The organism is Pseudomonas sp. NY11955 (assembly GCF_048068035.1).
In the GTDB taxonomy this organism is placed as follows: domain Bacteria; phylum Pseudomonadota; class Gammaproteobacteria; order Pseudomonadales; family Pseudomonadaceae; genus Aquipseudomonas.
The window spans coordinates 222,934-246,181 of sequence record NZ_JBLUPS010000007.1; the positions used below are offsets into that span (position 1 = coordinate 222,934).

Genomic DNA, 23,248 nt, shown 5'->3' on the forward strand with positions numbered 1-23,248 from the left:
AAATTAGCCAATGCCTTATTTTTTCTCCGTCACTCAACGGAGAACCCTCGCCATGAACCCTGCAGAGGCCGCCACCAAGGCAGCCGGCATCCTGGGCAACAAGGCCAAGATGGCCAAGCTGCTCGATGTCCGCCCCCCAACCGTGAACCAATGGTGTTCCGGTGTTCGCCCAATTCCCCCGGCGCGAGCCATCCAGATCGAAACCCTGACTAAAGGCCAGGTGAAGCGTGAGGCCCTGTGCCCATCGTTCCCGTGGGCTGGGGCGGCGGCCTGATCATGTCGACGACCCAATTAAGCCCGGAACAGGCTGCAAGGGCCCGCAAGAATCTGCACTTCATCTTGCAGCGCGTGACATCCGTCGGTAATGCGCCGATCGCGCTTGCAATCGGTTGCGATGAGGCGACTGTCAGCCGCATGCGCCCGGAGAAGTTCGAGCAGTTCGCGCAGATCCTTGCGGTGCTCGGCCTCAAGGTCGTGCCCAGCGAGATGCGCTGCTTCAACGAGCGCGACATCGAAATGTTCATCCACGGTTCGAAGCGCTGGATGGAACACGTCCAGGGCCTGGACCAGCTCGAGGAGGGCTGAGCCATGGCCGCTCTGCCGTACATGCAGCTCTATGTCGCTGACTACCTCGCCGACACCATGCACCTCTCGACTGAGGAGCATGGCGCTTACCTGCTGCTGATCTTCAACTACTGGCAAACAGGGAAGCCGATCCCGAAAGTCAGGCTTGCACGTATTGCACGGCTGACCAACGACCGTTGGATTTCCGTTGAAGACTCGTTGAAAGAGTTTTTCAACGACAACGGCACAGAGTGGGAGCACGACCGCATTGACCGCGACCTGGCAGCCGTTCATGCCGCCCAAGAGCAGAAGGCAGCAGCCGGAAAGGCCTCGGCACAGGCGAGAAAGAGGAAAAAACAAACGGAACCTCAACGGGAAGGCAACGACCGTTCAAATTCCGTTGAAGGTTCGTTTGAACAGAATCCAACGATAATAGATACAGATACAGATACAGATCTAAAAGAAACACCACCACCAGCGCGCGAGGACGATTTCGATTCCCGCGTCCGCTTCGCCATGACTGCCGATTGGCAGCCCAGCCAGAAGACCTTCCAAGCCGTGTTGCTCCAGATGGGCATCACGCAGCAGGCGATCGACCAGGACCAGTTCCTGGAATTTCGCTCGTTCTGGTGTGCATCGCCCGATGACCACCGCACCCAGGCCAAGTGGGAACACGCACTGGCCAGCCACCTGAAACGCAATCTTCGCCAGGCGCAAGCCGGGGGGAACACCCATGGATCAGCAAACACCGGCGCAGGTAATCGACCTGGTCGCCAAGCTCCAATGTCAGCCGTCGACCGCGTCAAGGCTGCCATTGCAGACCGAGAAGCCCGAGAAGCTGCCGCAGAAGGGTCTGGACAAGCTCTGGGTGAAGATGACGGAACTCTACGGCCACCGTTGGACGTCGAGTTTCGGCGTATCAGCTGACCCTGATCACTCCTGGGCAACGGTGCTTGGCGGGTTGAACAAGGACCAGCTGGCCCACGGGCTCAATGCCCTGGTAGCGCGTGGTGATGAGTTCGATTGGCCACCGCCTGCTCATGTATTCCGCGCCATGTGCCTGCACGTGCCCGGCCTGCCACCGATTGACCAGGCATGGACCGAGGCCCTGATTGGCAAGTATAGCCACGAAGCGGTGAGGGTCGCAGCCGAAGCCACGAGCACGTTCGACCTGAGATCGGCCAAGCACAGCGACAAGGCCCTGCGTCAGCGATTCGAGCGTAACTACGCCATCGTCCAGCGCCGCGCCCAGAACGCCCAGCCCCTCGGCGGCAAGATCGCCCAGGGCATCGAGCACGACAGCGGCATGAAGGCCCAGCTTGCTCGCTCCCACCAGGAAGCACGCGACCTGGTCACTGCACAGAACATCCCCACTGACGGCAAGGCAGCACGTGAGCTGCTGCTGGCCAAGCTCGGCATTCGGAGGCCGGCATGAACTACGAACCTCAAGTTCGATCGCCACGCGGCGTCGACCCCCAGGTCCGCCACCAGAGCGGGCGCTGCGACGTTTGCAACCGCTCCCGTGCACATCACAAGCACGACAAATGCTCGAAGGCCCGCCAGGCCGCTGGCTTTGTTCGCTGGAAAGAGCCCGAGGGCGACAGGAAGGTCAAGTGCGTGCAGTGCCGTGGCTCATTCCGCATTGACTCGATGATGGGCAACACCTGCAGGGGCTGCCATGTGCTGGTGCTGCAGCAGGCCATTGGTGGAGGCGCTGACGATGTCTGACCTCAAGCCAGTTCAGTTCCTGGTCCCGGGCGAACCCGTGGGGAAGGGCAGGCCACGCGTCAGCACCGTCGGTGGGCACGCACGCATGTTCACCCCGCAGAAGACCGCCAGCTACGAAGGCCTCATCGCGCTGGCCGGTACCGAAGCCATGGCCGGCCGCACGCTGCTGGAAGGCGCCGTCATGGTCGAGATGCGCATCGTCCTGGCCATCCCTCAATCCATGTCGAAAAAGCGGAAGGCCATGGCAATTGCCGGCGAGCTGTTCCCGACCAAGAAGCCCGACATGGACAACGTCATCAAGGCGATCTACGACGGCCTCAACGGTGTTGTCTGGAAAGACGACGTGCAGGTGGTCGACGCATTCGTGCGCAAGCGCTACGGCGAAGTGCCAGGCGTGCACGTGCGCATCGTGGCGCTGGAGGCCGCAGCTTGACCCGTAACACAACGATCTACGCGGAACTACGCAAGGGGGCAGTATGAGACTTGGAAGCGCACGCCTGGCATGGCACGACGCCTACTACACGCCCTGGGACAGCGTCATGCACCACGGCCTGGAGGGGGCAAAGCTCGCCAAGCGCGGGTACGTGGCGAACGAAACCCGGCCAGAGCGCTGGGAGAACACGGGCAAGTGCGCCCACATGGCGATGGCGGGGAAGGTGCAACACGCCATCGCCAGCCTGCCTGAGGACTACCAGCAGTTCGGCCACCACCTGTACGCCCCCGTCATCACGACCGAGGTGTCGAACAACTGGGAGGAAGTGGCGCTGGCCAAGCTGGCCGGCCACGTTCACCTGGAACTTGAGCGGCGAGGGGAGAAGCGCACCTGCAGGCCCTACAGTCGCGAGTGGTGGGTTGCCCGCGGCGTCCTGGTCCGGTACCGGCACATGGTGCAGGGCGGGATGGGCGCCAATCCTGACCCGATGGCTGCCCAGTGGGTGTTCAGGGATTGGCTGGCCAACAACCACGGTGTCGAGCTGGATAGCCGCAACTGGGCCCGGCAGTGGGGCTGGCTGGTGCAGCTGATGTTCGAGCAGGCTGGTATCATCGACGGCATGTGCTTGCGCCCAGTCGGGCGCGTGCTGAGCGAAGAGAGGGAAGCCGCGTGACTCTGGTTGAACTGCTGCATCTGGCCGCTAAGTCGGCCAACATCGATCTGGTGTACCAGAATGGCCAGCCAGGCCGGTACAAGGCCGTTGGCGAGTCCACCGCCTGGGTGCCTTGGACGCCGCACCAGGATGGCAACGACGCAATGTGGCTTGTGGCAGTTCACGGCATGCAGATCAACAGCGGAAAGATTACCTGCCGTGTCGGCACGACTTCGCGGGTGCTGCAGGCCAGCTACCCGGTTAATCCACTGGGCGATACGAGTCCAGAGCAGGTTGCTCAGACCATCTGCATGGCCATTACCGAACTTGCCGCAGACATCGGCTATCACACGCCTTGACAGAAATGTGCGGGTTTCGGCATGATTTCCCCACTGTGACAAGCAGCACCCGAAACACTAAAACCCGCCATTGAGCGGGTTTTTTGTTGCCTGCAAACAATCCTCAGACCCCGCCATCGAGCGGGGTTTCGCGTTTCTGGAGGCCCCATGAAAGCCCCAGTAAGGAGCAACCCAATGTCGAAACCGGAAGGCATCGTTGAAGCAGTCGGCGCCTCGGTGGCAAACAAGGGCATGCTCGTCGGCGCCAGCACCGGCTTTGTCGGCTGGCTGTCCCAGGTGAACTGGGTTGGCTTTGCCGGCGTGGCCATCGCCTTGATCGGCTTCCTGGTCAATACGTACTTCCAGATCCGCAAGGATCGCCGGGAGGCGGCAGAGAGCCAGGCGCGTATCCAAGCCCTGCGCGAGCAATGCCAGCGATGAGCTCCCGCAACCGTGTGGCCGTGGCTCTGCTGACCATGAGTCTTGCCGGCTTCGGCGCCTGGAAGGCCAGCGAGGGCTTTACCGACGTTGCTGTCATCCCCACCAAGGGCGACGTTCCAACCATCGGCCACGGCTCCACCAGGTGGGAAGACGGCAGGCCGGTCAAGATGGGTGACACCATCACCCGCCAGCGTGCCGAGGTCCTGGCCCGCGCTCTCAACAGCCAGGCCGAGAAAGAGTTCGCCGGCAGCCTGCCGGGCGTGAAGCTCCACCAGGAAGAGTTCGATCTCTACATGGACTTCGTCGGCCAGTACGGGATTGGCACCTGGCGATCCGGCTCTCCGCGCCGCGACCTGCTGGCCGGCAACTACGTCCAGGCATGCAACGACCTGCTCAAGTACAAGTTTGCCGCCGGCTACGACTGCTCCACCCCGGGCAACAAGCGTTGCTGGGGCGTATGGCAGCGCCAGCTCGATCGCCACGCCAAGTGCATGGAGGTCCAACGATGACCAACTATCTGGTCGCAGGCCTGCTGGCTTGTGGCGTCGTCATGTACGCCGGGTGGCAGAAGATCGATCGCCAAGCCGCCCAGCTCGATCAGGCGGTAGGCAAGATCGAAACCCTTGAGGCCGCGGCCGAGTCCAGGCGCAACACCATCAAGCTGTTGGCCGACCTCGACACCCAGCACACCCAGGAGCGCGAACGTGCGAACCAGACCAATGCCAGCCTTCGTACTGCTATCGCTAATGGCAAGCGCCGGTTGTCAGTCCTCGCCACCAGCTGCGCCGCAGGATCTGCCTCCGCCGCCGGCCTGGGTCATGCAGAAGCGAGAGCCGAACTTGACCCAGCGGCTGCTGAACGAATTGTCGCCATCGCCAACGACGGTGACGACGCAATCCGCCAACTGAACGCCCTGCAGGACTACGTCCGCACGGCCTGCCCTGGAGCAGCGCAATGAGCCAGTATGAAATCAAAGACCCTGACGGGCAGATCCACCGCATCGAGGCGGTTGGCCATGTGCTCGACTCCAACGGCTTGACCCTGTACGCCACCGGCAGCGCAGTCGTCGCGATCTTCCCCAAGTTCTCTTGGATGCGTCAGGTTGCAGCTGTCGTCGACACCACTGATACCGCCAGCACCGATGCCGGCGAATCAACCACCAGCGGCGAGGTTGTAGCCCCGGCCGCCACCGGCGAGTAATTCCCCATGGCCATGACCGTGAAGCGCCATCGGTTCGTGGCCGAGTATCTGGTTGACCTGAACGCCACCCAGGCGGCGATCAGGGCCGGCTATGCGACGAAGGGGGCCAAGGACCAGGCCTACGCGCTGATGCAGCTGCCGGAGGTTTCAGAGGCCATCAAGGCGGCCATGGGCGACCGCAACAGGCGGCTCAAGGTCGACGCCGACTACGTGCTGCAACGGCTCGTAGAGATCGACCAGCTGGACCTGCTGGACATTCTGGAGGATGACCTTTCCCTCAAGCCGCTCAAGCAGTGGCCCAAGGCCTGGCGCCAGTACCTGGTCGGCTTCGACCTAGCTGAGATGTTCGAAGGCCAGGGTAAGGACCGGGATATGGTCGGCATCCTCAAGAAGATCAAGTGGCCCGACAAGGTCCGCAACCTTGAGCTGCTGGGCAAGCACGTGAACGTGAACGCCTTCAAGGAGCAGGTCGAGGTCAAAGTCACCGGCCTGGCGGACCGGATGGCCAAGGCAAAGGCGCGCGTACGTGAACGCACCGGCCGAGATTGACTACGAGCAGCAGCTCGTTGAGGACATCCTGAGCTTTGCCGATGATCCGCTGGGCTACGTGCTCTATGCGTTCCCCTGGGGTGAGGAAGGCACGGAGCTGGCCAACAAGACCGGCCCACGGGAGTGGCAGTGCCAGGTGCTGGATTCCATCGGCCAGCAGGTCAGGGCTGGTGCCAAGGACCTGGGCGAAGTCATCCGCGAGGCTGTGGCCAGCGGCCACGGTATCGGCAAGTCTGCGCTGGTGTCGTGGATCATCAAATGGGCCCTGGACACCGCCATTGATACACGTGGCGTGGTAACGGCCAACACCGAGAGCCAGCTGCGCACCAAGACGTGGCCCGAGGTGGCCAAGTGGAACCGGCTTTCGATCACTGCCCACTGGTTCAAGCTGACCGGTACCGCGCTGATCAGCACCGACCCAGGCCACGAAAAGAACTGGCGTATCGACGCCGTGCCATGGTCTGACACCAACACCGAGGCGTTCGCCGGCCTGCACAACGAAGGTAAGCGCATCTTGCTCATCTTCGACGAGGCATCGGCCATTGCCGACCTGGTGTGGGAAGTGGCAGAAGGCGCCCTGACCGACGCCGACACAGAAATCATCTGGGCTGCCTTCGGCAACCCAACCCGTAACAGCGGTCGCTTCCGTGAGTGCTTCACGAAGTTCAAGCACCGCTGGCGGCACCGCCAGGTCGACAGCCGCACTGTCGACGGCACCAACAAGACGCAAATCGCCAAGTGGATCGCCGACTACGGCGAGGACAGCGATTTCGTCCGTATCCGCGTACGCGGCATGTTCCCGAGGGCTTCCGACTTGCAGCTGATCCCAACTGACTGGGTGGCCGAGGCCATGCGGCGCGAAGGCGTGTACGGCATGGACGATGCCCTGATCTGTGGAATCGACATTGCCCGCGGCGGCATGGACAACAACGTCATCCGCTTCCGGCGCGGCATGGATGCGAAGAGCATCAAGCCTATCAAGATCCCCGGCAGCGAGACGCGGGATACCACTAAGTTCATCGCCCGAGTGTGCACCGAGGTGGTGGAGCGCAGGCCCGACGCTGTGTTTGTGGACTCCACCGGTGTTGGTGGGCCCGTGGCCGACCAGCTCCGACGCCTGCTGCCTGGCGTGATGATCATCGATGTGAACTTCGCCAGCCAGGCACCGGACCGGCACTACGCCAACATGCGCACCTGGATCTGGTGGCGCATGCGCGAGGCCATCAAGTCTGGGCTGGCGATCGAGAGCGATACCGAGCTGGAAACCGAGCTGACCAGCCCTGAGTACGACCACAACGCCTCTGACCAGATCGCGCTGGAGAAGAAGAAGGACATCAAGAAGCGCCTGGGCATCAGCCCGGACGACGGTGACGCGCTGGCCCTGACCTTCACCATGCCGGTGATGAAGGCCCAGTACCAAGGGAATGGCGGCGTCAACGGCAGTCACCAATCCGATTACGACCCTTTCAACTGAGGACTTCACCCATGGGCGGAGCAATCAAACAGGCGGCCAACGTTGCAACGCTCGGGCTGAGCGATGCCGTGCTCGGCGACAGCTTCGAGACGCCGAAAACCAATACCACCACCGGCGAAGACGTGAAGAACAACGACGTTTCGACCGCAGATGCCGAAGGCAACGCCGCTGATAAGCGCCGCCGGGCCAAGGCTGCCGGCATCACGTCAACCATCCTGGGCGGGGCCAATGCGGCAGCAGCGCCGACCGCCACCAAGACCTTGCTGGGGCAATAACCATGGTCACCGACAGCCCACGCAAGTTGGCCGAGAAGCGGCTGTCAGCGCTGAAGAACGAGCGCGCCTCCTGGGACACCAATGCCAAGGAGATCTCCGACTTCATCCTGCCCATGCGCTCCCGGGTGATGAATGACGACACCAACCGTGGTGATCGCCGCAACAACAAGATCATCAACAACCGGGCCACCATGGCCAGCCGCACCATGGCCGCCGGCATGATGAGCGGCATCACCTCGCCAGCGCGCCCCTGGTTCAACCTGCAGCCAGTGGCTCGGGCGATCATGGAGTTCGGCCCGGTCAAGTCGTGGTTCTACGAGTGCACCCAGCGCATGCGCGACGTGTTCCTGCGCTCGAACCTGTACCAGGTGCTGCCGACTTGCTACCAGGAGATGGGCACCTTCGGCACCGGCTGCATGTGGGTGGATGAGCATCCAGAGACGGTGATCCGCTGCGAAGCCTTCACCTGGGGCGAGTACTTCATTTCGAACGGCGCAGACGGCAAGGCATCTGCCATCTACCGCGAATTCAAGTGGACCGTGAACCAGCTGGTGGAGAAGTTCGGTCTTGAAGCACTGAGCCCGGCATCGAAGGCGCTGTACGAGAACAACAACGGCGACCAGTTCGTCAGCTGTGCCCAGCGGGTAGAGCTCAACCTGAGAGCGAATCCCGACCGGGCCGGAAGCCGCAACCTGCCGTACAGCTCACTGGTCTGGGAGGCTGGCGCCCCGGGCGATATGGTGCTGGAGGATCGCGGCTACCACGAATTCCCGGTGATGGCCGTACGCTGGGAGGCGATGCCAGGCGATGCCTACGGTACCGGCCCTGGCCGCGTATGCCTTGGCGACGTGAAGGCCCTGCAGCTGTACGAGCGCCAGGCGGCCCGCATGACCGAGACCGGGGCCAACCCGCCGCTGCAGGCGCCGGCTGAGCTGCGTGGCCAGCCCAGCAGCACCATCCCGGGCGGCGTGACCTACGTTCCCATGGTGGGCGGCCAGAACCAGATGGCTCCGATCTACCAGCCCAACGCGGCCTGGCTGTCGCCTATCCAGGCGAAGATCCAGGAGCACGAGGGCCGGATCAACGAAGCTTTCTTCGTCGACCTGTTCCTGATGGTCAGCCAGTTGGACACCGTGCGCACCGCTACCGAGATCGCGGCGCGCAAGGAAGAGAAGATGCTGATGCTCGGCCCCGTGCTTGAGCGGATCAACGATGAGCTGCTTGACCCGCTGATCGACCGAACCTTCAACATCATGTTGCGCCAGTCCATGCCGATCTGGGCCGGCATCATAGATGGTGACCCGCTGCTGCCGCCCCCGCCGCAGGAGCTGATCGAATCCAACAGCGAGATCCAGGCCGAGTACGTATCGATCCTGGCTCAGGCGCAGAAATCCCAGAACGTGCTGGGCCTGGAGCGTTTCGCGACTCTGGCCGGCAACCTGTCGGGCGCCTTCCCTGAAGTGCTGGACAAGGTCAACTCCGACCAGCTCATCGAGGAATACGCCGACGCCATTGGCGTGGTGCCAACCGTTGTCCGTGGCGCTGACGAGGTTGCCGCCATCCGCGAGCAGCGCTCCCAGCAGCAACAGGCCCAGCAAGCCCAGCAGGCCATGGGCGCCGCCATCCAAGGCGCCAAGCTCCTGTCCGAAACCGAAGTCACCCCGGACAACGTCCTGGGCCAGATGCTGGGAGCCTAAATGTTCGAAGACGCCGAGATCCTGCAGCAGCGGGAGGACGCCGCACGCCTGGAGCAAGAGCAGGCAGCCCAGGACTTCAAATGGCTGATGGCCGATCCGCGCGGCCGGCGCCTGGTCTGGAAACAGCTTGAGGCCGCCCGCGTGTTCCACCCGGTCTACGACCCGAAACCCATCCCGATGGCCTTTAACGAAGGTCGCCGCCAGCACGGCCTTAGCCTGCTGGAGCGCATCAACACCCTGTGCCCGCACCTGTACCAGGTGATGGTCGCGGAAAACACCACGGTCAATAGCGAGGAATGACCATGAGCGACAAAGCAATCGAGCAAGAAATTCAGGCCAAGGGCCTTAATGCACCGCGCATCAAGCCCGATGACATCAAAGCGAACATCGTCGGCGAGTACTACTTCACCGCATCTGAAGGCGTGCAGGCTGCTCTGCACAAGCAGGATGAACTGACGCGCCTCACTGGCGCGCACGGCGAGTTGGCTCTGCTCACCTTCTGCGTTCTGGTGCTCAAAAACGGGTTCACCGTCACTGGCGAGTCGGCATGTGCCAGCCCTGAGAATTTCGACGAAGAGATCGGCCGCCGCATCGCCCGCGAGAACGCTGTGGCCAAGGTGTGGCCGCTGATGGGCTACGAGCTGCGCAGTAAGCTGGCTGCTCGTGCTGAGTTCGGCCAAAGCGAAGGGGGTGAAGCATGAACCTCTTCATCCACGGCCGTCTCGGCCACTTCCTCATGAACGAAGCCGGCGCCGATGGCGGCCAGGGAGGTGGCGCTGCGGCAGCTGCTGCCACTGGCGAGCCACAGAGCAACATCCTCGGCGGCGACCAGGGCGCACAAGGCCAGCAGCAACAGCAGGCCGGCGATGCCAACCAGCAAACCCAGGAAGGCCAGCAGCAAGCCGGCGAGAAGAAAGAAGGCGAGGGCGAGCAGGCGCAGAAACCCGTTGTGCCAGAGGCCTACGCCTTCAAGGACCTGCCCGAAGGCTACGCGATGAGCGAGCAGCAACTGGCAGAGGTCAGCCCGCTGTTCAAGGAGCTGGGCTTGACCCAGGAACAGGCTGACAAGCTCGTCGCCTTCGACGCCAAGCGCGCCCTGGCTGCCGAGCAGGCTGGCCTGGAACAACGCCAAGGCCTGGTCACCGGCTGGGAGAAGTCCCTGCGCGAGGACGCAGCCTTCGGCGGTGCCAACTTCGACGCCAACGTCGGCGTTGCCCAGAAAGCCCTGGCCCAGTTCGGCACCCCCGAGCTGAGCACCATGCTCAAGGAGTCCGGCCTGGGCTCCCATCCCGAAGTTGTTCGGCTCTTCCACCGGATCGGCCAGCAGTTGGCCGAGGGCCAGCTGCATAGCGGTTCCGGCAACAACACCCGTAAATCCAACGAAGAAGTCTTCTACGGTAAAAAGTAAGGAGTGAACCATGGCCGTTATCGCCAACACTGCGCTGACGCTGGCTGACTGGGCCAAGCGTCAGGACCCGGACAGCAAGCCGGCGCGCATCATCGAGATGCTGAACCAGACCAACGAAATCCTGACCGACATGCTGTGGCTGGAGGGCAACCTGGCGACCGGTCACCGCACCACCATGCGTACCGGCCTGCCATCGGGTACCTGGCGAGCGCTGAACGCCGGTATCGCCCGTGGCAAGTCCACCACTGTGCAGGTTGATGAAACCTGTGCGCTGCTGGAAAACCTGGGCGTTGTCGACGAGAAGTTGGCAGACCTAAACGGCAACACCGCAGCTTTCCGCCTGTCCGAGAACGCCGCCTTCATTGAGGGCATGAACCAGGACATGGCCACCGCACTGTTCTACTCCAACAGTGCGCTTGAGCCTGCCAAGCCTCTCGGTCTGGCCCCTCGCTACAGCGACAGCACCGCGAAGAACGGCCAGAACATCATCAAGATGGGCGGCTCTGGCTCCGACAACACCTCGGTGTGGCTGGTCGTCTGGGGCGATCAGACCGTGCACGGGATCTTCCCGAAGGGCTCGAAGGCTGGCTTGGACCACAACGACATGGGTGTCGAGCTGGTAGACGACGGTACCGGCAAGTACTTCCGCGCCTACCGCGACCACTACAAGTGGGAAACCGGTGCTGCCCTGCGCGACTGGCGCTACTGCGTTCGCATTTGCAACATCGATATCAGCGATCTTGTGGCCGATACCAACGGCAGCACCGTGAAGCTGATCGAAGCGATGGTGCGTGCAGTGCACCGCATTCCGAACCTGCGCATGGGCCGCGCAGCGTTCTACATGAATCGCACCATCGCCGAGTGCCTGGACATCCAGGCGATGAACAAGAACAACGTCCGTCTCAAGATCCAAGAGTACGACGGCGAGTTCATCACCAGCCTGCGCGGCGTGCCGTTCCGTACCTGCGACGCGCTGCTCAACTCCGAGGCGCCGGTCATCTGACCGTCGCATAACCCGCCCAATCAATTCCGGAGAATCCCCATGATCACCGACAAGCTGAACATGTTCAGCGGGCAGACTGGCCAGGCAGTCACCGCGACGGCGGCATCGACCGACGTTCTCGACCTGGGCCCCTTGACCCATGGCAACACCCGACGCGACATCGGCGCCGGCGAGCCGCTGTATCTGGTCATCGCCGTTCTGGTTGCGGCCGCTGCTGCAGGCGCCGCCACTGTGAACTTCCAGTTGCAGACCAGTGATGACAACTCCACCTGGGTCACGCTGTACGACTCGGGCGCGGTCGCGTTGACTGACATGGCCGCCGGCAAGCGCCCGGTTGCTGTGGCAGTCCCGCGCGGCGTCCGCCGCTACCTCCGTGTCAACTACACCGTTGGCACGGGCCCACTCACCGCTGGCACGTTCTGGGCTGGCCTGGTCAAAGACGTCCAGGACACCTCCTACTACGCCAGCGGCTTCACCATCGTTTAAGGAGCGACCATGAAAGTTATCGCACTTGAACGCGGCTATTACGGCGGGAAGATCCAAGACCCGCCTGAGGCTGGCGGCCAGCCGTTCGACATCCTGAGCGAAGCCCACCTTGGTAAATGGATGCAGCCCCAGGGCTGGAAGCCATCCGGTAAAGCCCAGGCCTCAACCACCGCCAACACCGGCAGCCAGACCAAGCAATCCTTGGGCTATGCCGCCAAGTTCAACGGTGGAACCCGTTGGCGCGTCATCGATGCCAAAGGCGAGTGGTTCAGTGACTTCATCGGTGCAAGCAAGGAAGAGGCACAGGCCGAGGCGGATCGCCTGAATGCCGGCGGCGAGCCGTACGTTAAGCCTGAGGACACCACCTCAACCACCGCCAGCACCGGCACCGGCACCGGCACCGGCAGCCAGGACGGCGGCGCCGGTGATGACGGCAGCGACGACGATGACGGCCCGGACGCCTGAGTCAGCAACTCACCAAGGGCCCTTCGGGGCCCTTTTTCATGGAGTCAGCTTTTCATGAGTTCGGTAATCGACATCTGCAACATGGCGATCTTCCGCATCGGAAACGGTACCCGTATCGATGACCTGGAAGAGAACAGCCAGCCGGCCCGGATCTGCAAGCAGTTCTACGAGAGCAGCCGCGACTTTGTGCTGCGCGCCGACTGCGATTGGGGCTTCGCCACGGCTTTTGCCCAGCTGGCCGAGGTGGCCGACAACCCGAACCCAGATTACCAGTACGCCTACGCCGTGCCGAACGACTGCATGCGCGTGCGCCGAATCGTCAATCCAGGCTGGCCACAGGGAGCCATCCCGGCCGGCTATGAGTGCTACATGCCCGAATTGCCGCGCATCCCTTTCCGCGTGGTCAATGGGTCCAGCCAGCGCCTGATCAGTACCAGTGTGTCGCCGGCCACCCTGGAATACACACTCAAGGTCACGTCGCCTGAACTGTTCGACCCGATCTTTGTGTCGGCCCTGGCGTGGTATCTGGCCAGCGAGATCGCCGGGCCACTAGCCAAGGATGCCGGAATCGCCAGCGCCTGTTTTGCCCAGTACAAGGCCACGGTGCTGGAGGCCGCTGCCACAGCGCTCAATGAAGGCACCACCCAGTACCAGCGCGAGTCCACCTTCATCACGGGGCGCGGGGCATGACTGAAGTTATCCAGCCGTCATTCAGCGCCGGCGAGGTATCGCCAGCCACCTATGCCCGGGTTGACCTGGGCCGCTACTACACCGCGCTCAAGACCTGCCGCAACTACCAGGTCCTGCCGGAGGGCGGCGCGCAGAACCGCTCCGGCACCCGATTCATCGTTGAAACGAAGAACAGCGCGGCCAAGTCCAGGCTGATCCCGTTCCAGTTCTCGACCGAGCAGACCTACATCCTTGAGTTCGGCGACCTGTATATCCGCTTCATCAGCATGGGCGGGCAAGTTGTGGTCGGTACTACGCCTTATGAAATCGCCTCGCCGTACACTGCGGCGCAGTTGGCAGCCCTGAAGTTCACCCAGTCGGCCGACGTGCTGACTATCGTCCATCCGGACCATCCGCCCCGCGAGCTTTCGCGTCTGGGGCCGACCAACTGGACCCTAACGGCCATCCTGTTCGAGCCGAGCATTGCCGCGCCCACGGGGCTGACTGCGTCGGCGCGTTCCGGAGGATCTGGTGATGTGACCGAATACCAGTACAAGGTGACCGCTGTCAGCAGCATTTCAGAGGGTTCGGTGGAGTCCAATGCCAGCAACACGGCAAGTGTGAGCAGCTTCGACAACAAGCCAGGGGCTACCCTGAGCTGGACCGCGTCGGCCGGCGCGGACCACTACAACATCTACAAGAACAAGTCTTCCGGCGTGTTCGGGTTTATCGGTCAGGCCACCGGCACGACCTTCACCGACATCAACATCACCCCCGAAACCGATAATACCGCCCCCATTGCATACAACCCGTTCGCCGGCGGCAACAATCCTTCGGTGGTCGGCTATTACCAGCAGCGCATGGTGTTTGCGGCCAGCAAGGCCAACCCGCAAACGGTCTGGATGTCGCGTACCGGTGACTTCCATAACTTCGGCTACTCCGACCCGAACAAGGATGACGACGGCATCGAGTTCGTTATTGCCAGCCGCCAGGTCAACCAGATCCGTCACCTGGTGTCGCTGCGCGAGCTCCTGGCCATGACCTCTGGTGCAGAGATCGCCATCACCGGCTCGACCGATTCCGGGGTCACGGCTGCCAACGTCTCGGCGATCGAGCAGAGCTATTTCGGCACCAGCGACGTGCCACCGGCGATCTACGCCAACACGGCGCTGTACATCCAGGCCCGGGGCGGCAAGCTGTCGACGCTGGCCTACAACTACGTCTCGGACGGCTTCCAGCCCCAGGACGTGAGCGTGTTGTCGTCGCATCTGCTGCGCGGCTTCACCATCCAAGACATGGCCTTCACCCTGCAGCCCAACGGTATCCTGTGGATGGCCCGCAACGACGGGATGCTGCTGGGCTTCACCTTCCTGCCAGACCAGCAGGTCTATGCCTGGCACTGGCACGACACCGACGGTCAGGTCGAGTCGGTGGCCTCGGTCCCAGAGAACGACGAGGACGCGCTGTACCTGATCGTCAAGCGCACCATCAACGGTGTGACCAAGCGCTACATCGAGCGCATGGCCACTCGGCAGCTGACCAAGTTCGGCAGCGGCGATTACTGGTTCGACCGGGCCTTCTTCGTGGATTGCGGGCTGACCTATGACGGCCGGCGCACCGGTACTGCCGTGCTGAGCGGTGGCACCACTTGGCAATATCCGAACCTGCTGACCCTTACTGTAGGCACTGCGACCTTTGATGCCGGCATGGTTGGCCGAAGCGTGGTTCTGTACGGCGGTGGCAGTGAATACGCCATTGGCGACGTGCTGACCGTGAAGATCACTGCGTTTATCTCAGCAACCGTGGTCACGGTAGAGCCGCAGTCTGTGGTGCCTGATTCGCTGCGCGGCGTATCCGCGACCCGCTGGGGCCTGGCGGCGTCCGTTGTCAGCAGCCTTGGCCATCTCGAAGGCAAGACAGTCAGCATCCTGGGCGATGGCAACGTTATTCCTCAGCAGGTCGTCACCGGTGGCGCCATCACCTTGGACAGCCCGACCCTGGTAGCGCACATCGGCCTGCCGATCACCGCCGACTTCGAAACCCTGGACATCACCCTGCAGAACAACCAGGCCTTCCTGGGCAGCAAGAAGCGCATAAACCAGGTGGTGGTGATCTGCCAGGAAAGCCGCGGCATCTTCGCCGGCCCGGACGCCGACCACCTGGACGAGTTCAAGCAGCGCGCCGACGAGGATTATGGCGAGCCGATCGAGTTGCTGACCGGCCGGGCCGAGATGGATATCCAGTGCCAGTGGGATAACTACGGGCGCCTGTTTATCCGCCAGTCCGACCCGCTACCGCTCACCATTCTGGGGGTCATGCCCAATGTCCAGTCGGGTGGCTGAAATGCTGCCGGCTGATGACCGGCTGATCGCGATGACGGTTGCCAATGCGCGCATGGCTGACCGCCGTGAGTTCGAAGCCATCCGTGGCCTGACCGTAGAGCAAGAACTTCGGTATTCGGTGGAAAGGAGCGTGAGGCCCCTGGCTTACGTGGTGAATGGTCGGGTGGTCGCCATGTTCGGCGACATCAAGCTCGATGAGCAGACCGGGGTGCCATGGCTGATCAGCACCACGGAAATAGACCGTCACCACCGATCCTTCCTGGTCGAGTGCGACCGTGAAGTCGCTGCCATGCGCCAGCGTTACCAGGTGCTGATCAATTACACCGATGCCCGCTACACCAAGGCCTTGCGCTGGCTGCGCTGGCTCGGGTTCCACATGCATGACGCCGTGCCCTACGGGATCAACGGCGAACTGTTCCATCCAATGACATTGAGGGGGCTGTAATGGGCGCAGCAGCAGGTGCAGGCCTGGCGGCCGGCGGCGGGATACTCAACGCCTATTCCCAGATCCAGCAGGGGAAAGAGGGGGTCAAGGCAGCGAACCGCCAGCAGCGCTATCTGAATGAGCAGGCGCGCGACGTGATCAATCAGGGCGATTTCGCTGCTGACATGGCCAACGAACAGGGCAGGCAGACTGCCGCCAGCCAGCGCACAGGTTTCGCAGCAAATGGCGTGGCAGTGGGCCAAGGCTCGGCCGGCCGTGTTGAGCAAAGTACGCTGGATCTTGCAAAGCAGGATGCAGACCAGCTGCGCCGCAACGCCTTCAACCAGGCCATGGGGCTTGTCGACCAGGGCAACGAGGGCGTACGCCAGGCCAAGACCAACAACCGTACCGCCCGCCTCAACGCCTTTGGCTCGCTGCTCACCGGGGGCGGTCAGGCATACAACATCTACAGCAGGGGCTGAGCATGGCCGCACGAATCCCACAACTCCAGATGCGCCGCGTGGCGCCGGAAGTCGTCGCCGCACCGCGAGTCGCCCAGGCATCCGTTGATGCTTCCGGCTTGGCGCGCGGCCTTTCCAGCCTTGCCGGCGACCTGGCCGACGTACACCAGCGCGAAATGCGTGAGGCCAACCAGACGGCCGTGCTCAATGCGGACAACCAGCTCGGCACCTGGCAGAACGAAGCCATCTTCAACCCGGAGACCGGCGCCTTCACCAAGAAGGGCCAGGCCGCCCTGAACGTCACCAATGACACGTTGACCCAGTTCGACCAGCAGCGCGAAGCCATCGCCAGCAGCTTGGCCAACGAGCAGCAACGGCAGATGTTCACGCAGGCTGCTCTTCAGCGCCGGGCCCAATTGCAAGGGAAACTGGGCAGCTATGAGTTTGGTGAGCAGCAGGAGTACAAGAACCAGGTCGACAAGGCTGCCATTGCCACCGCGCTGAATACGGCTGCGCTGAACTACAACGACCCTGACGCTATCGCGTCCAGTCATGCCCGTATTGACGGCATCCTGCAGTTGCAGGCGCAGCGCAATGGCTGGGCCCCCGAGGTGCTGGAGGCCAACCGCACCAAGGCCACCAGCAGCATGTATTCGGACATCCTGAAGCGCCAGGCATCCCAGGACCCCTATAAAGCCCAGGCTGCGCTCAAGCAGTACCAGCAGTACCTGACTGCCGATGACCTCACTCAGGTGGGCAGCTCGATCGACGGCAAGGTCGAACGGCTGCAGCAGAAGGCGGAAATGGCGCAGCTGCGCGCCGAAGCCCGCGCCGACCGGGCGCTTGGGAAGATCAGCGCTCAGATTGCCAGCGGCATCCCCGCTACCGACGATATGTGGGACAACTGGGGTAAACAGGTTCAGGGCACAGCGGCCGCAGCCGAGTTCAACGAACTGCGCAAGCAGGAGGTGGCCACCCAGCAGGTGCTGCGCCAGCCTATTGACCAACAGGCCGCCTACTACGGCAAGCTGCAGGCCGAGCTGCAGAACAATGGCGGTACCGTTGCCCAGGCCAACAACCTTGCCAGGCTGGGCCGGGCGATTGAAACGAACGCCAAGATGATGGCCGAGGCGCCGCTCGACTACTTCCAGCAGCGCTTGGGTGGCGGAATTGAGCCATTGGACCTGAATTCGGAGAACCTGCCGACCGTGCTGGCTGACCGTGTCTCCGCGCTTCAGGGAATGCGCCAGAAGTTCGGCCCCACGGTCGCCTTGAAACCGTTGCTGCCACAGGAGGCCAAGGCACTCTCCGCCCAGATCGATCAGATGAGCCCCGACCAGCAGTCCCAACTGTTCGGCAAGCTTCATGCCGCCATGGGCGATGACCGGGCGTATGCCGGGGCAATGCAGCAGATCGCCCCGGATTCGCCAGTTCGCGCGCTGGCCGGCATGCTGGCGGGCAAGCAGCGGTCGCTGACCACCGGCACCCACTGGTTCCGCCCAGATGATGTGGTCCAAAGCGGCGATGTTGCCAAGACCATGGCTTTGGGCGAGTCGATCCTGAACAAGTCCAAGGCCCAGAAGGGGCAGGACGGCGGCGGCAGGTTCCCGATCCCCAAGCAAACCGACTTTGACCTAGCCCTGGGCAAGCAGCTCGGAACGGTGTTCGCCGGTCAGCCTCAGTCGTATTCGCTGGCGGCCCAGGCTGTGAAGTCCTACTACACCGGCGCTGCGGCCGAGGCCGGCGATGTGTCGGGCGAGGTCAATAACGCGCTCATGAAGAAAGCCATCAAGGCCACCGTGGGTGATGTCGTCGACTTCAACGGCTCGTCAACGCTCGCGCCATGGGGCATGCCGGGCGATACGTTCGAGCAGGTCGCCCAGCAGCGCCTGGTGGAAACCATGAAAGCCCAGGGCATGAGTGAACAGGACCTGGCCACGGCCAGCGCACTGACCCTGCGCCAAGCCCGGGACGGCGTGTATTACGTGATGCAGGGCAACCAGTACAAGTACGGCGCCGATGGCAAGCCGCTCATGATCAACGTGAACGGGGGTGACCAGTGAGCTTTATCACTGACCTGGCCTTCAACGATCAGCAGGCGCTCGAGCAGGATGCCTTGGCCAACCCGGCGTTGACCCCGCCAGAGCCCAATTTCTGGGATGGCTCTGGCACAGCGCTGTTCAGCGGTATCGCCCAGGGCGCCACCCAGCTGGCGCTGCAGGCGGCCCAATACGGAAACGACCCGGACCAGGCCATCCTGTTCGAAGTGCCAACCGATGAAGAAGAGATTGCCCGGCGCGCAGCCATCGGCCAGCAGCGCCTGGCGGTGACCGAGCGCCTGCGCCCTGACGCCGAAACCAACGGCACAGCCGCGCAGATCCTGTTCGGCCTTGGCGATGTCGGTACCCGCTTCGCGTTCGGCGCTGCTTCTGGCGGCCTTCCGGTTGCCGCCGGCGGGGTCGGCCTGTCCATGGGCGAGCAACGTTTCAGCGAACTGCGCGGGGAGGGTGTAGACCCCAAGACCGCGGCGCTTGCAGGCGCGATCGAGGGCGGCACCCTGGCTGCCGGTGCATTCCTGCCGGCGGCCCGCCTGCTGGCCCAGCCTGTTGCGGACCTTGCCGCAACTGCCGGCGCCAACGTTGCGCTCGGTGCTGTAGCGCGCGGTGGTGTTGGCCAGGTGCTGGAAAGCAACGGCTACGCGCAGCAGGCCCAGCAGTACAAGGCGCTGGATGGCCAGGCCATGGCCATCGACGGCCTGCTCGGTGGCGCTTTCTGGGGACTTGGCCGGGCCATGTCGGGTGCTCCCGCTGCATCACCTGAAACCGTCGACGCGGCGCTGGCTGGCAACAATGGGCTGCACGCCCAGCACGGCACGGCACCTGGTGCGCCGGTCAACGCCCGGTCGAGCGCTGCACACCAGAATGCCCTGGACCTCGCGCTCGAGCAGATGAGCCGTGGCGAACCAGTCAACGTCACCGGCCTCATGGACGATACCGCTTTCATCCGCTCCAACCGTGTCGGCCCCGAGGAAGCGGTGGTGCGCGATCAGGCGCAGCAAGAGGTGTTCGCCACTGCCCGGGCAGAGCTTGAGCCGGTGGCGGCAGCAGGCCTGCCCAACGTTCGCGACATTCGGGCCGAAGTGACTGGTCTGCGCCGCAGTCTTGGCGAACTGGACCAGGCGCACGAAGCCGCTGGCAACACCTATCGGCAGGCTGCCAAGGAGTTCCAGCAGCAGCGCATGACCCGCAAGCAGGCCGAACGCGCGGCCCGCGACAGCATCGCTCAGCAGCGACAGGCCATCGACGAGCAGCGCACAGCGATTCAGGCGCGTATCGATGAGCTGACACAGCAGTTGGAAGGCAACCGCGCTGCCGAGCGTGCCAAGTCCGAGCTGGCCGCCATGGATCGCGGTGAAACCCCAGCGCGTTTGCAGGCGCAGGTCGACCAGCGTGCAGAGCAGATCGGCAGCGCCTTCAAGCGTTCGGCCCTGGCCAGCAGCGTTTCGCCGGATCACGGCATGGCGCTGAACAGGCTGGCGGCAGAGGACATCCAGCGCATGCTGCGCGAGAGCGGCCAGCTGATAGAAGAGCCAGCGGCACCGACATCGCCGCGCACGCCTGAGGCTGATGTCGCTCCCACAGCTCAAGCCCAGCAACCACGGGCTGCGCAGCCAGCTCAGCAGGCTGAAACAAGCGGTTCCGCTCCCGCAGCTCCTGAAACAGAAGCAGTCCAAACCGGAACATCCGGGGCGGAAAGCGCAACACCATCGACGGAATCCATCACCGCTGGCACCCAAAGCGCTGATGCCGTTGCTGGTATTGATCCAGCTCTGCCTGCGCTTCTCGATGCCGTAGCCGCCGGCGAACGCGACCTGCAGGTGCCGACCGGCGCCATCAACGAGGACGGAACGCCCGTCACCGTATCCGCCCGCGAGCTCCTGGCCGAGGCTGATGCCGATATCGCCCAGGCTGCCAACGATTCCAAAGGCTTCCTTGCTGCCGCCCTGTGCGCGCTGAGGTTCGGTAACTGATGAAACAGCAATGCATCCAGGCGGTACAACAGGCCATCGGCCGCACACTCACCCAGGACCAGATCAAAGACATCGAAGGGCGCATCAGCCGAAACATGCGGCAGCTGGCCCAATCCGATCCAGCCACCTGGCAGACCAAGACCGCATCCGACCGTCTGACCGAGGCGGCCAACGCCGCAGCCAAGGAGCTGCAGGCCGAGGCCGCCAAGAAGAAGCAGCGCGTGGCGCTGACCATCCTGGCTCATGACCGCGTGCAGAACGTCATGGCCCAGTTCCCGGGCGACCCGCTCAAGGGCCTTGACCGGCTGTTGGCCTTTGCCTCGGACTATCCCGGGATCATGTCGGTCGAGTCGGCCAGCCGGGCCATACGCGACGAGGCAATGAGCACCATGCTCGACGCCATCGAGATGACACGAGGCAAGTTTCTGGGGCTGTTCGCCGATGAGGCCAAGGCCCGCGCCCTGGTGCAGGAACTGCACGGCCAGGACAGTGGTGTGCCAGAGGCAAAGGTCGGGGCAAAGCAGTTCGCAGACGTTGCCAACCGCCTGCGCGAGCGGTTCAACCGTGCCGGCGGCGATGTCGGATACCTTGATGACTGGGCGATTCCGCGCAGCCACAGCCAGTTGAAGGTGGCCAGGGCCAAGGATCAGTGGATTGCCGATCACGTCCAGTGGGCAAACCGGAACAAGTACATCAACGCCGACGGCTCGCGCATGAACGATGCCGAGTTGAGGGATTTCTTCACGCACGCATGGGAGACAGTAGCCACCGGTGGCGTCAACAAGATCGAGCCCGGCCGGGTAACCGGCAACGGCGCCCGTGCGAACCGTGGCAGCGAGTCGCGGCAGATCCACTACCGTGATGCCGATGCTTACCTGGCGGCCCAGGCGAAGTACGGCGACAAAGGTCTGATGGACTTGATGTTCGGCCACATCGATCGGGCTGCCCGCGACATCGCCCTGGTCGAAGCCATGGGCCCAAACCCGAACCATGCTATGAAATACCACGCCGAGACGGCCGCACAGCAGATGATCAATGACAGGCCACAGGACAAGGCGAAGATCGAGAGGCGAGCAAAGCGGCTGCAGCAGTTGTATACGGAAGTGGCTGGCACCCGTGAGCCGCCGGCTTCGGCAAGGTTGGCCAACGCGTTCGACACTTACCGAGCCACCAACGTGGCTGGCAAGCTGGGCTCTGCCGTCATCACTGGCCTGAGCGACCAGGGAACCCTGGCTCTGGTGGCCAAGATGAACGGCATGCCGGTCATGCAGGTTCTGAGCAACGAGCTGCGCATGCTCAACCCGGCCAACCCCGGCCACCGGCGCCTGGCTCTACGTGCCGGCCTCGGTATCGACCAGCTCATTGGTAGCTTGGCGCGCTGGGGGGAGGATGGACTTGGCACCGACGCAGAAGTCGCAGGCCGTGCTGCCAAATGGTCGCAGGCCGCCGCCACCAAGGTAATGCAGCTGTCAGGTATGAACGCCATTGACGCTGGCAACCGCCGTGCATTTGGCGCAACCATGATGGACGTTACCGGCGACTTGACCCGTAAGTACGATTCGCTGGCAGCCCTTGAAGAGGGCGACCGCCGCCTGATGCAGCAGCGCGGCATTACCGATCAGGACTGGTCGGTATGGCGCCTGGCCCAGCCGGAAGACTGGCGCGGCGCCGGTGACCAGGTGCTGACCCCAGGAAGCATCTACCGGATTTCGGATGCAGCCCTGACGCCGCTGGCCAAGCAGGTCGGTGTTTCCCCTACGCGACTGCGCGAGCAGGCCGCCACCCGGCTGCTTGGAATGGTGCTGGATGAAACCAACATGGCGATCCCTGCGCCTGGCGCCCGCGAACGAGCCTTCATGCATGGAAACAACCAGCGCGGGACCTGGAGTGGTGAGTTCAAGCGCAGTTTCTGGCAGTTCAAGTCGTTCCCCGTGTCGATGATCATGAAGCACTGGCGACGGGCCATGGCTCAGGAAACTGGATGGGGCAAGGCTGCGTACGGTGCGGCATTATTCGCCACAGCCACGGTGCTGGGAGCGATCGCTACCCAGGTCAACGAGATCGCCTCGGGCCGTGACCCCAAGAACATGCTGGATGACGAGCTGGGCGGCGTGCCCGGCCTGCGCTTCGGATTGGCCTCAATGCTCAAAGGTGGCGCGCTGTCGTTATACGGCGACTTCCTGTTCTCCAACACCACGCAAGGCGGAACCTCAGCATTGGCTACATTTGGCGGACCGCTGGCCGGAGACGTAGAGACGCTGCTAAACCTGCGCGGCGTTACTGCCGATGCCGCCTTGGGAGATCGTGATGCCGATGTGATCGGTGCCCGTCTGCTCCAGCTCGCCAAAGGCCATATTCCCGGGGCAAACCTCTGGTACACCAAGGCCGCCACTGACCACATGATCTTCCATCAGCTCCAAGAGTACTTCTCGCCAGGGTACCTCAGCCGGATGCAGCGACGAGCCCAGCGCGAGTTCGGCCAAAGCTATTGGTGGGAGCCTGGCGAAGCAGCGCCTTCCAGGGCGCCTGACCTGGGCGCTGCCGCCAACAACTAACGCAACTACCTCCCCACAGAGAGCCCCGCAAATGCGGGGCTTTCGCATTTCTGG

The 23,248-nt window shown here is 63.2% G+C and carries 29 protein-coding genes; all 29 read left to right on the forward strand.

The genetic code is table 11. The features are described from left to right. Window positions 1-52: 52 nt before the first annotated feature. The 29 genes from ACNFBR_RS15675 to ACNFBR_RS15815 all read left to right on the forward strand — a co-directional run bounded on the left by ACNFBR_RS15675 (window position 53) and on the right by ACNFBR_RS15815 (window position 23,194). The gene (locus ACNFBR_RS15675; protein ID WP_416735744.1) at window positions 53-274 is read left to right on the forward strand and encodes a transcriptional regulator; all 222 of its coding nucleotides are present in this window, start codon (window positions 53-55) and stop codon (window positions 272-274) included. Window positions 275-276: 2 nt separating this feature from the next. Then, the gene (locus ACNFBR_RS15680) at window positions 277-585 is read left to right on the forward strand and encodes a transcriptional regulator (protein WP_416735745.1); all 309 of its coding nucleotides are present in this window, start codon (window positions 277-279) and stop codon (window positions 583-585) included. Between the two features lie 3 nt (window positions 586-588). Then, a complete protein-coding gene (locus ACNFBR_RS15685; RefSeq protein ID WP_416735746.1) occupies window positions 589-1,491 on the forward strand; it encodes a DUF1376 domain-containing protein in 903 nt (300 codons plus the stop codon). Between the two features lie 34 nt (window positions 1,492-1,525). Further along, window positions 1,526-1,999 carry a hypothetical protein gene (locus tag ACNFBR_RS15690; RefSeq protein ID WP_416735747.1) on the forward strand — a complete coding sequence of 158 codons (474 nt, stop codon included), beginning with the start codon at window positions 1,526-1,528 and terminating at the stop codon, window positions 1,997-1,999. Further along, window positions 1,996-2,292, forward strand: coding sequence for a hypothetical protein (locus ACNFBR_RS15695; RefSeq protein ID WP_416735748.1), 297 nt, complete (start codon window positions 1,996-1,998; stop codon window positions 2,290-2,292). Before ACNFBR_RS15690 ends, ACNFBR_RS15695 begins: the two co-directional genes overlap by 4 nt. Continuing rightward, window positions 2,285-2,725, forward strand: coding sequence for a RusA family crossover junction endodeoxyribonuclease (locus ACNFBR_RS15700; protein ID WP_416735749.1), 441 nt, complete (start codon window positions 2,285-2,287; stop codon window positions 2,723-2,725). The genes ACNFBR_RS15695 and ACNFBR_RS15700 overlap by 8 nt, the downstream gene beginning before the upstream one ends. 43 nt (window positions 2,726-2,768) lie before the next feature. Continuing rightward, the gene (locus ACNFBR_RS15705; RefSeq protein WP_416735750.1) at window positions 2,769-3,398 is read left to right on the forward strand and encodes a hypothetical protein; all 630 of its coding nucleotides are present in this window, start codon (window positions 2,769-2,771) and stop codon (window positions 3,396-3,398) included. Beyond that, entirely contained in the window at window positions 3,395-3,736 is a 342-nt protein-coding gene (locus ACNFBR_RS15710) for a hypothetical protein (protein WP_416735751.1), read from the forward strand. Before ACNFBR_RS15705 ends, ACNFBR_RS15710 begins: the two co-directional genes overlap by 4 nt. A gap of 174 nt (window positions 3,737-3,910) precedes the next feature. Continuing rightward, a complete protein-coding gene (locus tag ACNFBR_RS15715; protein WP_012271404.1) occupies window positions 3,911-4,156 on the forward strand; it encodes a holin in 246 nt (81 codons plus the stop codon). Beyond that, complete coding sequence (locus ACNFBR_RS15720) at window positions 4,153-4,665, forward strand: glycoside hydrolase family protein (protein ID WP_416735752.1); 513 nt, start codon at window positions 4,153-4,155, stop codon at window positions 4,663-4,665. The genes ACNFBR_RS15715 and ACNFBR_RS15720 overlap by 4 nt, the downstream gene beginning before the upstream one ends. After that, a complete protein-coding gene (locus ACNFBR_RS15725) occupies window positions 4,662-5,114 on the forward strand; it encodes a lysis system i-spanin subunit Rz (protein ID WP_416735753.1) in 453 nt (150 codons plus the stop codon). Before ACNFBR_RS15720 ends, ACNFBR_RS15725 begins: the two co-directional genes overlap by 4 nt. Next, a complete protein-coding gene (locus ACNFBR_RS15730; RefSeq protein ID WP_416735754.1) occupies window positions 5,111-5,356 on the forward strand; it encodes a hypothetical protein in 246 nt (81 codons plus the stop codon). Before ACNFBR_RS15725 ends, ACNFBR_RS15730 begins: the two co-directional genes overlap by 4 nt. 6 nt (window positions 5,357-5,362) lie before the next feature. Further along, on the forward strand, window positions 5,363-5,905 hold the full coding sequence (locus ACNFBR_RS15735) for a terminase small subunit (RefSeq protein WP_416735755.1): 543 nt from the start codon (window positions 5,363-5,365) through the stop codon (window positions 5,903-5,905). Further along, window positions 5,883-7,379, forward strand: coding sequence for a terminase (locus ACNFBR_RS15740; protein WP_416735756.1), 1,497 nt, complete (start codon window positions 5,883-5,885; stop codon window positions 7,377-7,379). Before ACNFBR_RS15735 ends, ACNFBR_RS15740 begins: the two co-directional genes overlap by 23 nt. Window positions 7,380-7,390: 11 nt before the next feature. Continuing rightward, complete coding sequence (locus tag ACNFBR_RS15745) at window positions 7,391-7,654, forward strand: hypothetical protein (RefSeq protein WP_416735757.1); 264 nt, start codon at window positions 7,391-7,393, stop codon at window positions 7,652-7,654. A gap of 2 nt (window positions 7,655-7,656) precedes the next feature. Then, window positions 7,657-9,351 (forward strand): portal protein, encoded by a 1,695-nt coding sequence (locus ACNFBR_RS15750; RefSeq protein WP_416735758.1) that lies wholly within the window; start codon window positions 7,657-7,659, stop codon window positions 9,349-9,351. Then, window positions 9,352-9,651, forward strand: coding sequence for a hypothetical protein (locus ACNFBR_RS15755; RefSeq protein WP_416735759.1), 300 nt, complete (start codon window positions 9,352-9,354; stop codon window positions 9,649-9,651). 2 nt (window positions 9,652-9,653) lie between these two features. Further along, the gene (locus ACNFBR_RS15760) at window positions 9,654-10,052 is read left to right on the forward strand and encodes a Gp49 family protein (protein ID WP_416735836.1); all 399 of its coding nucleotides are present in this window, start codon (window positions 9,654-9,656) and stop codon (window positions 10,050-10,052) included. Next, window positions 10,049-10,759 (forward strand): hypothetical protein, encoded by a 711-nt coding sequence (locus ACNFBR_RS15765; RefSeq protein ID WP_416735760.1) that lies wholly within the window; start codon window positions 10,049-10,051, stop codon window positions 10,757-10,759. The genes ACNFBR_RS15760 and ACNFBR_RS15765 overlap by 4 nt, the downstream gene beginning before the upstream one ends. Window positions 10,760-10,769: 10 nt before the next feature. Continuing rightward, the gene (locus ACNFBR_RS15770; protein WP_015269594.1) at window positions 10,770-11,762 is read left to right on the forward strand and encodes a major capsid protein; all 993 of its coding nucleotides are present in this window, start codon (window positions 10,770-10,772) and stop codon (window positions 11,760-11,762) included. A 39-nt stretch (window positions 11,763-11,801) separates the two neighbouring features. Further along, entirely contained in the window at window positions 11,802-12,248 is a 447-nt protein-coding gene (locus tag ACNFBR_RS15775) for a Bbp16 family capsid cement protein (protein WP_416735761.1), read from the forward strand. A 9-nt stretch (window positions 12,249-12,257) separates the two neighbouring features. After that, complete coding sequence (locus ACNFBR_RS15780) at window positions 12,258-12,713, forward strand: hypothetical protein (protein ID WP_416735762.1); 456 nt, start codon at window positions 12,258-12,260, stop codon at window positions 12,711-12,713. A 54-nt stretch (window positions 12,714-12,767) separates the two neighbouring features. Next, a complete protein-coding gene (locus ACNFBR_RS15785; protein ID WP_416735763.1) occupies window positions 12,768-13,403 on the forward strand; it encodes a hypothetical protein in 636 nt (211 codons plus the stop codon). Further along, window positions 13,400-15,724, forward strand: coding sequence for a hypothetical protein (locus tag ACNFBR_RS15790; protein ID WP_416735764.1), 2,325 nt, complete (start codon window positions 13,400-13,402; stop codon window positions 15,722-15,724). The genes ACNFBR_RS15785 and ACNFBR_RS15790 overlap by 4 nt, the downstream gene beginning before the upstream one ends. Before the next feature lies 1 nt (window position 15,725). After that, window positions 15,726-16,169 carry a hypothetical protein gene (locus ACNFBR_RS15795; protein WP_416735765.1) on the forward strand — a complete coding sequence of 148 codons (444 nt, stop codon included), beginning with the start codon at window positions 15,726-15,728 and terminating at the stop codon, window positions 16,167-16,169. Then, window positions 16,169-16,630 (forward strand): hypothetical protein, encoded by a 462-nt coding sequence (locus ACNFBR_RS15800; RefSeq protein WP_416735766.1) that lies wholly within the window; start codon window positions 16,169-16,171, stop codon window positions 16,628-16,630. The genes ACNFBR_RS15795 and ACNFBR_RS15800 overlap by 1 nt, the downstream gene beginning before the upstream one ends. A 2-nt stretch (window positions 16,631-16,632) precedes the next feature. Beyond that, complete coding sequence (locus ACNFBR_RS15805; protein WP_416735767.1) at window positions 16,633-18,672, forward strand: hypothetical protein; 2,040 nt, start codon at window positions 16,633-16,635, stop codon at window positions 18,670-18,672. Then, complete coding sequence (locus ACNFBR_RS15810) at window positions 18,669-20,639, forward strand: hypothetical protein (protein WP_416735768.1); 1,971 nt, start codon at window positions 18,669-18,671, stop codon at window positions 20,637-20,639. The genes ACNFBR_RS15805 and ACNFBR_RS15810 overlap by 4 nt, the downstream gene beginning before the upstream one ends. Then, window positions 20,639-23,194, forward strand: a complete 2,556-nt coding sequence (locus ACNFBR_RS15815; protein ID WP_416735769.1) for a hypothetical protein — start codon at window positions 20,639-20,641, stop codon at window positions 23,192-23,194. The genes ACNFBR_RS15810 and ACNFBR_RS15815 overlap by 1 nt, the downstream gene beginning before the upstream one ends. Window positions 23,195-23,248 lie beyond the last annotated feature (54 nt).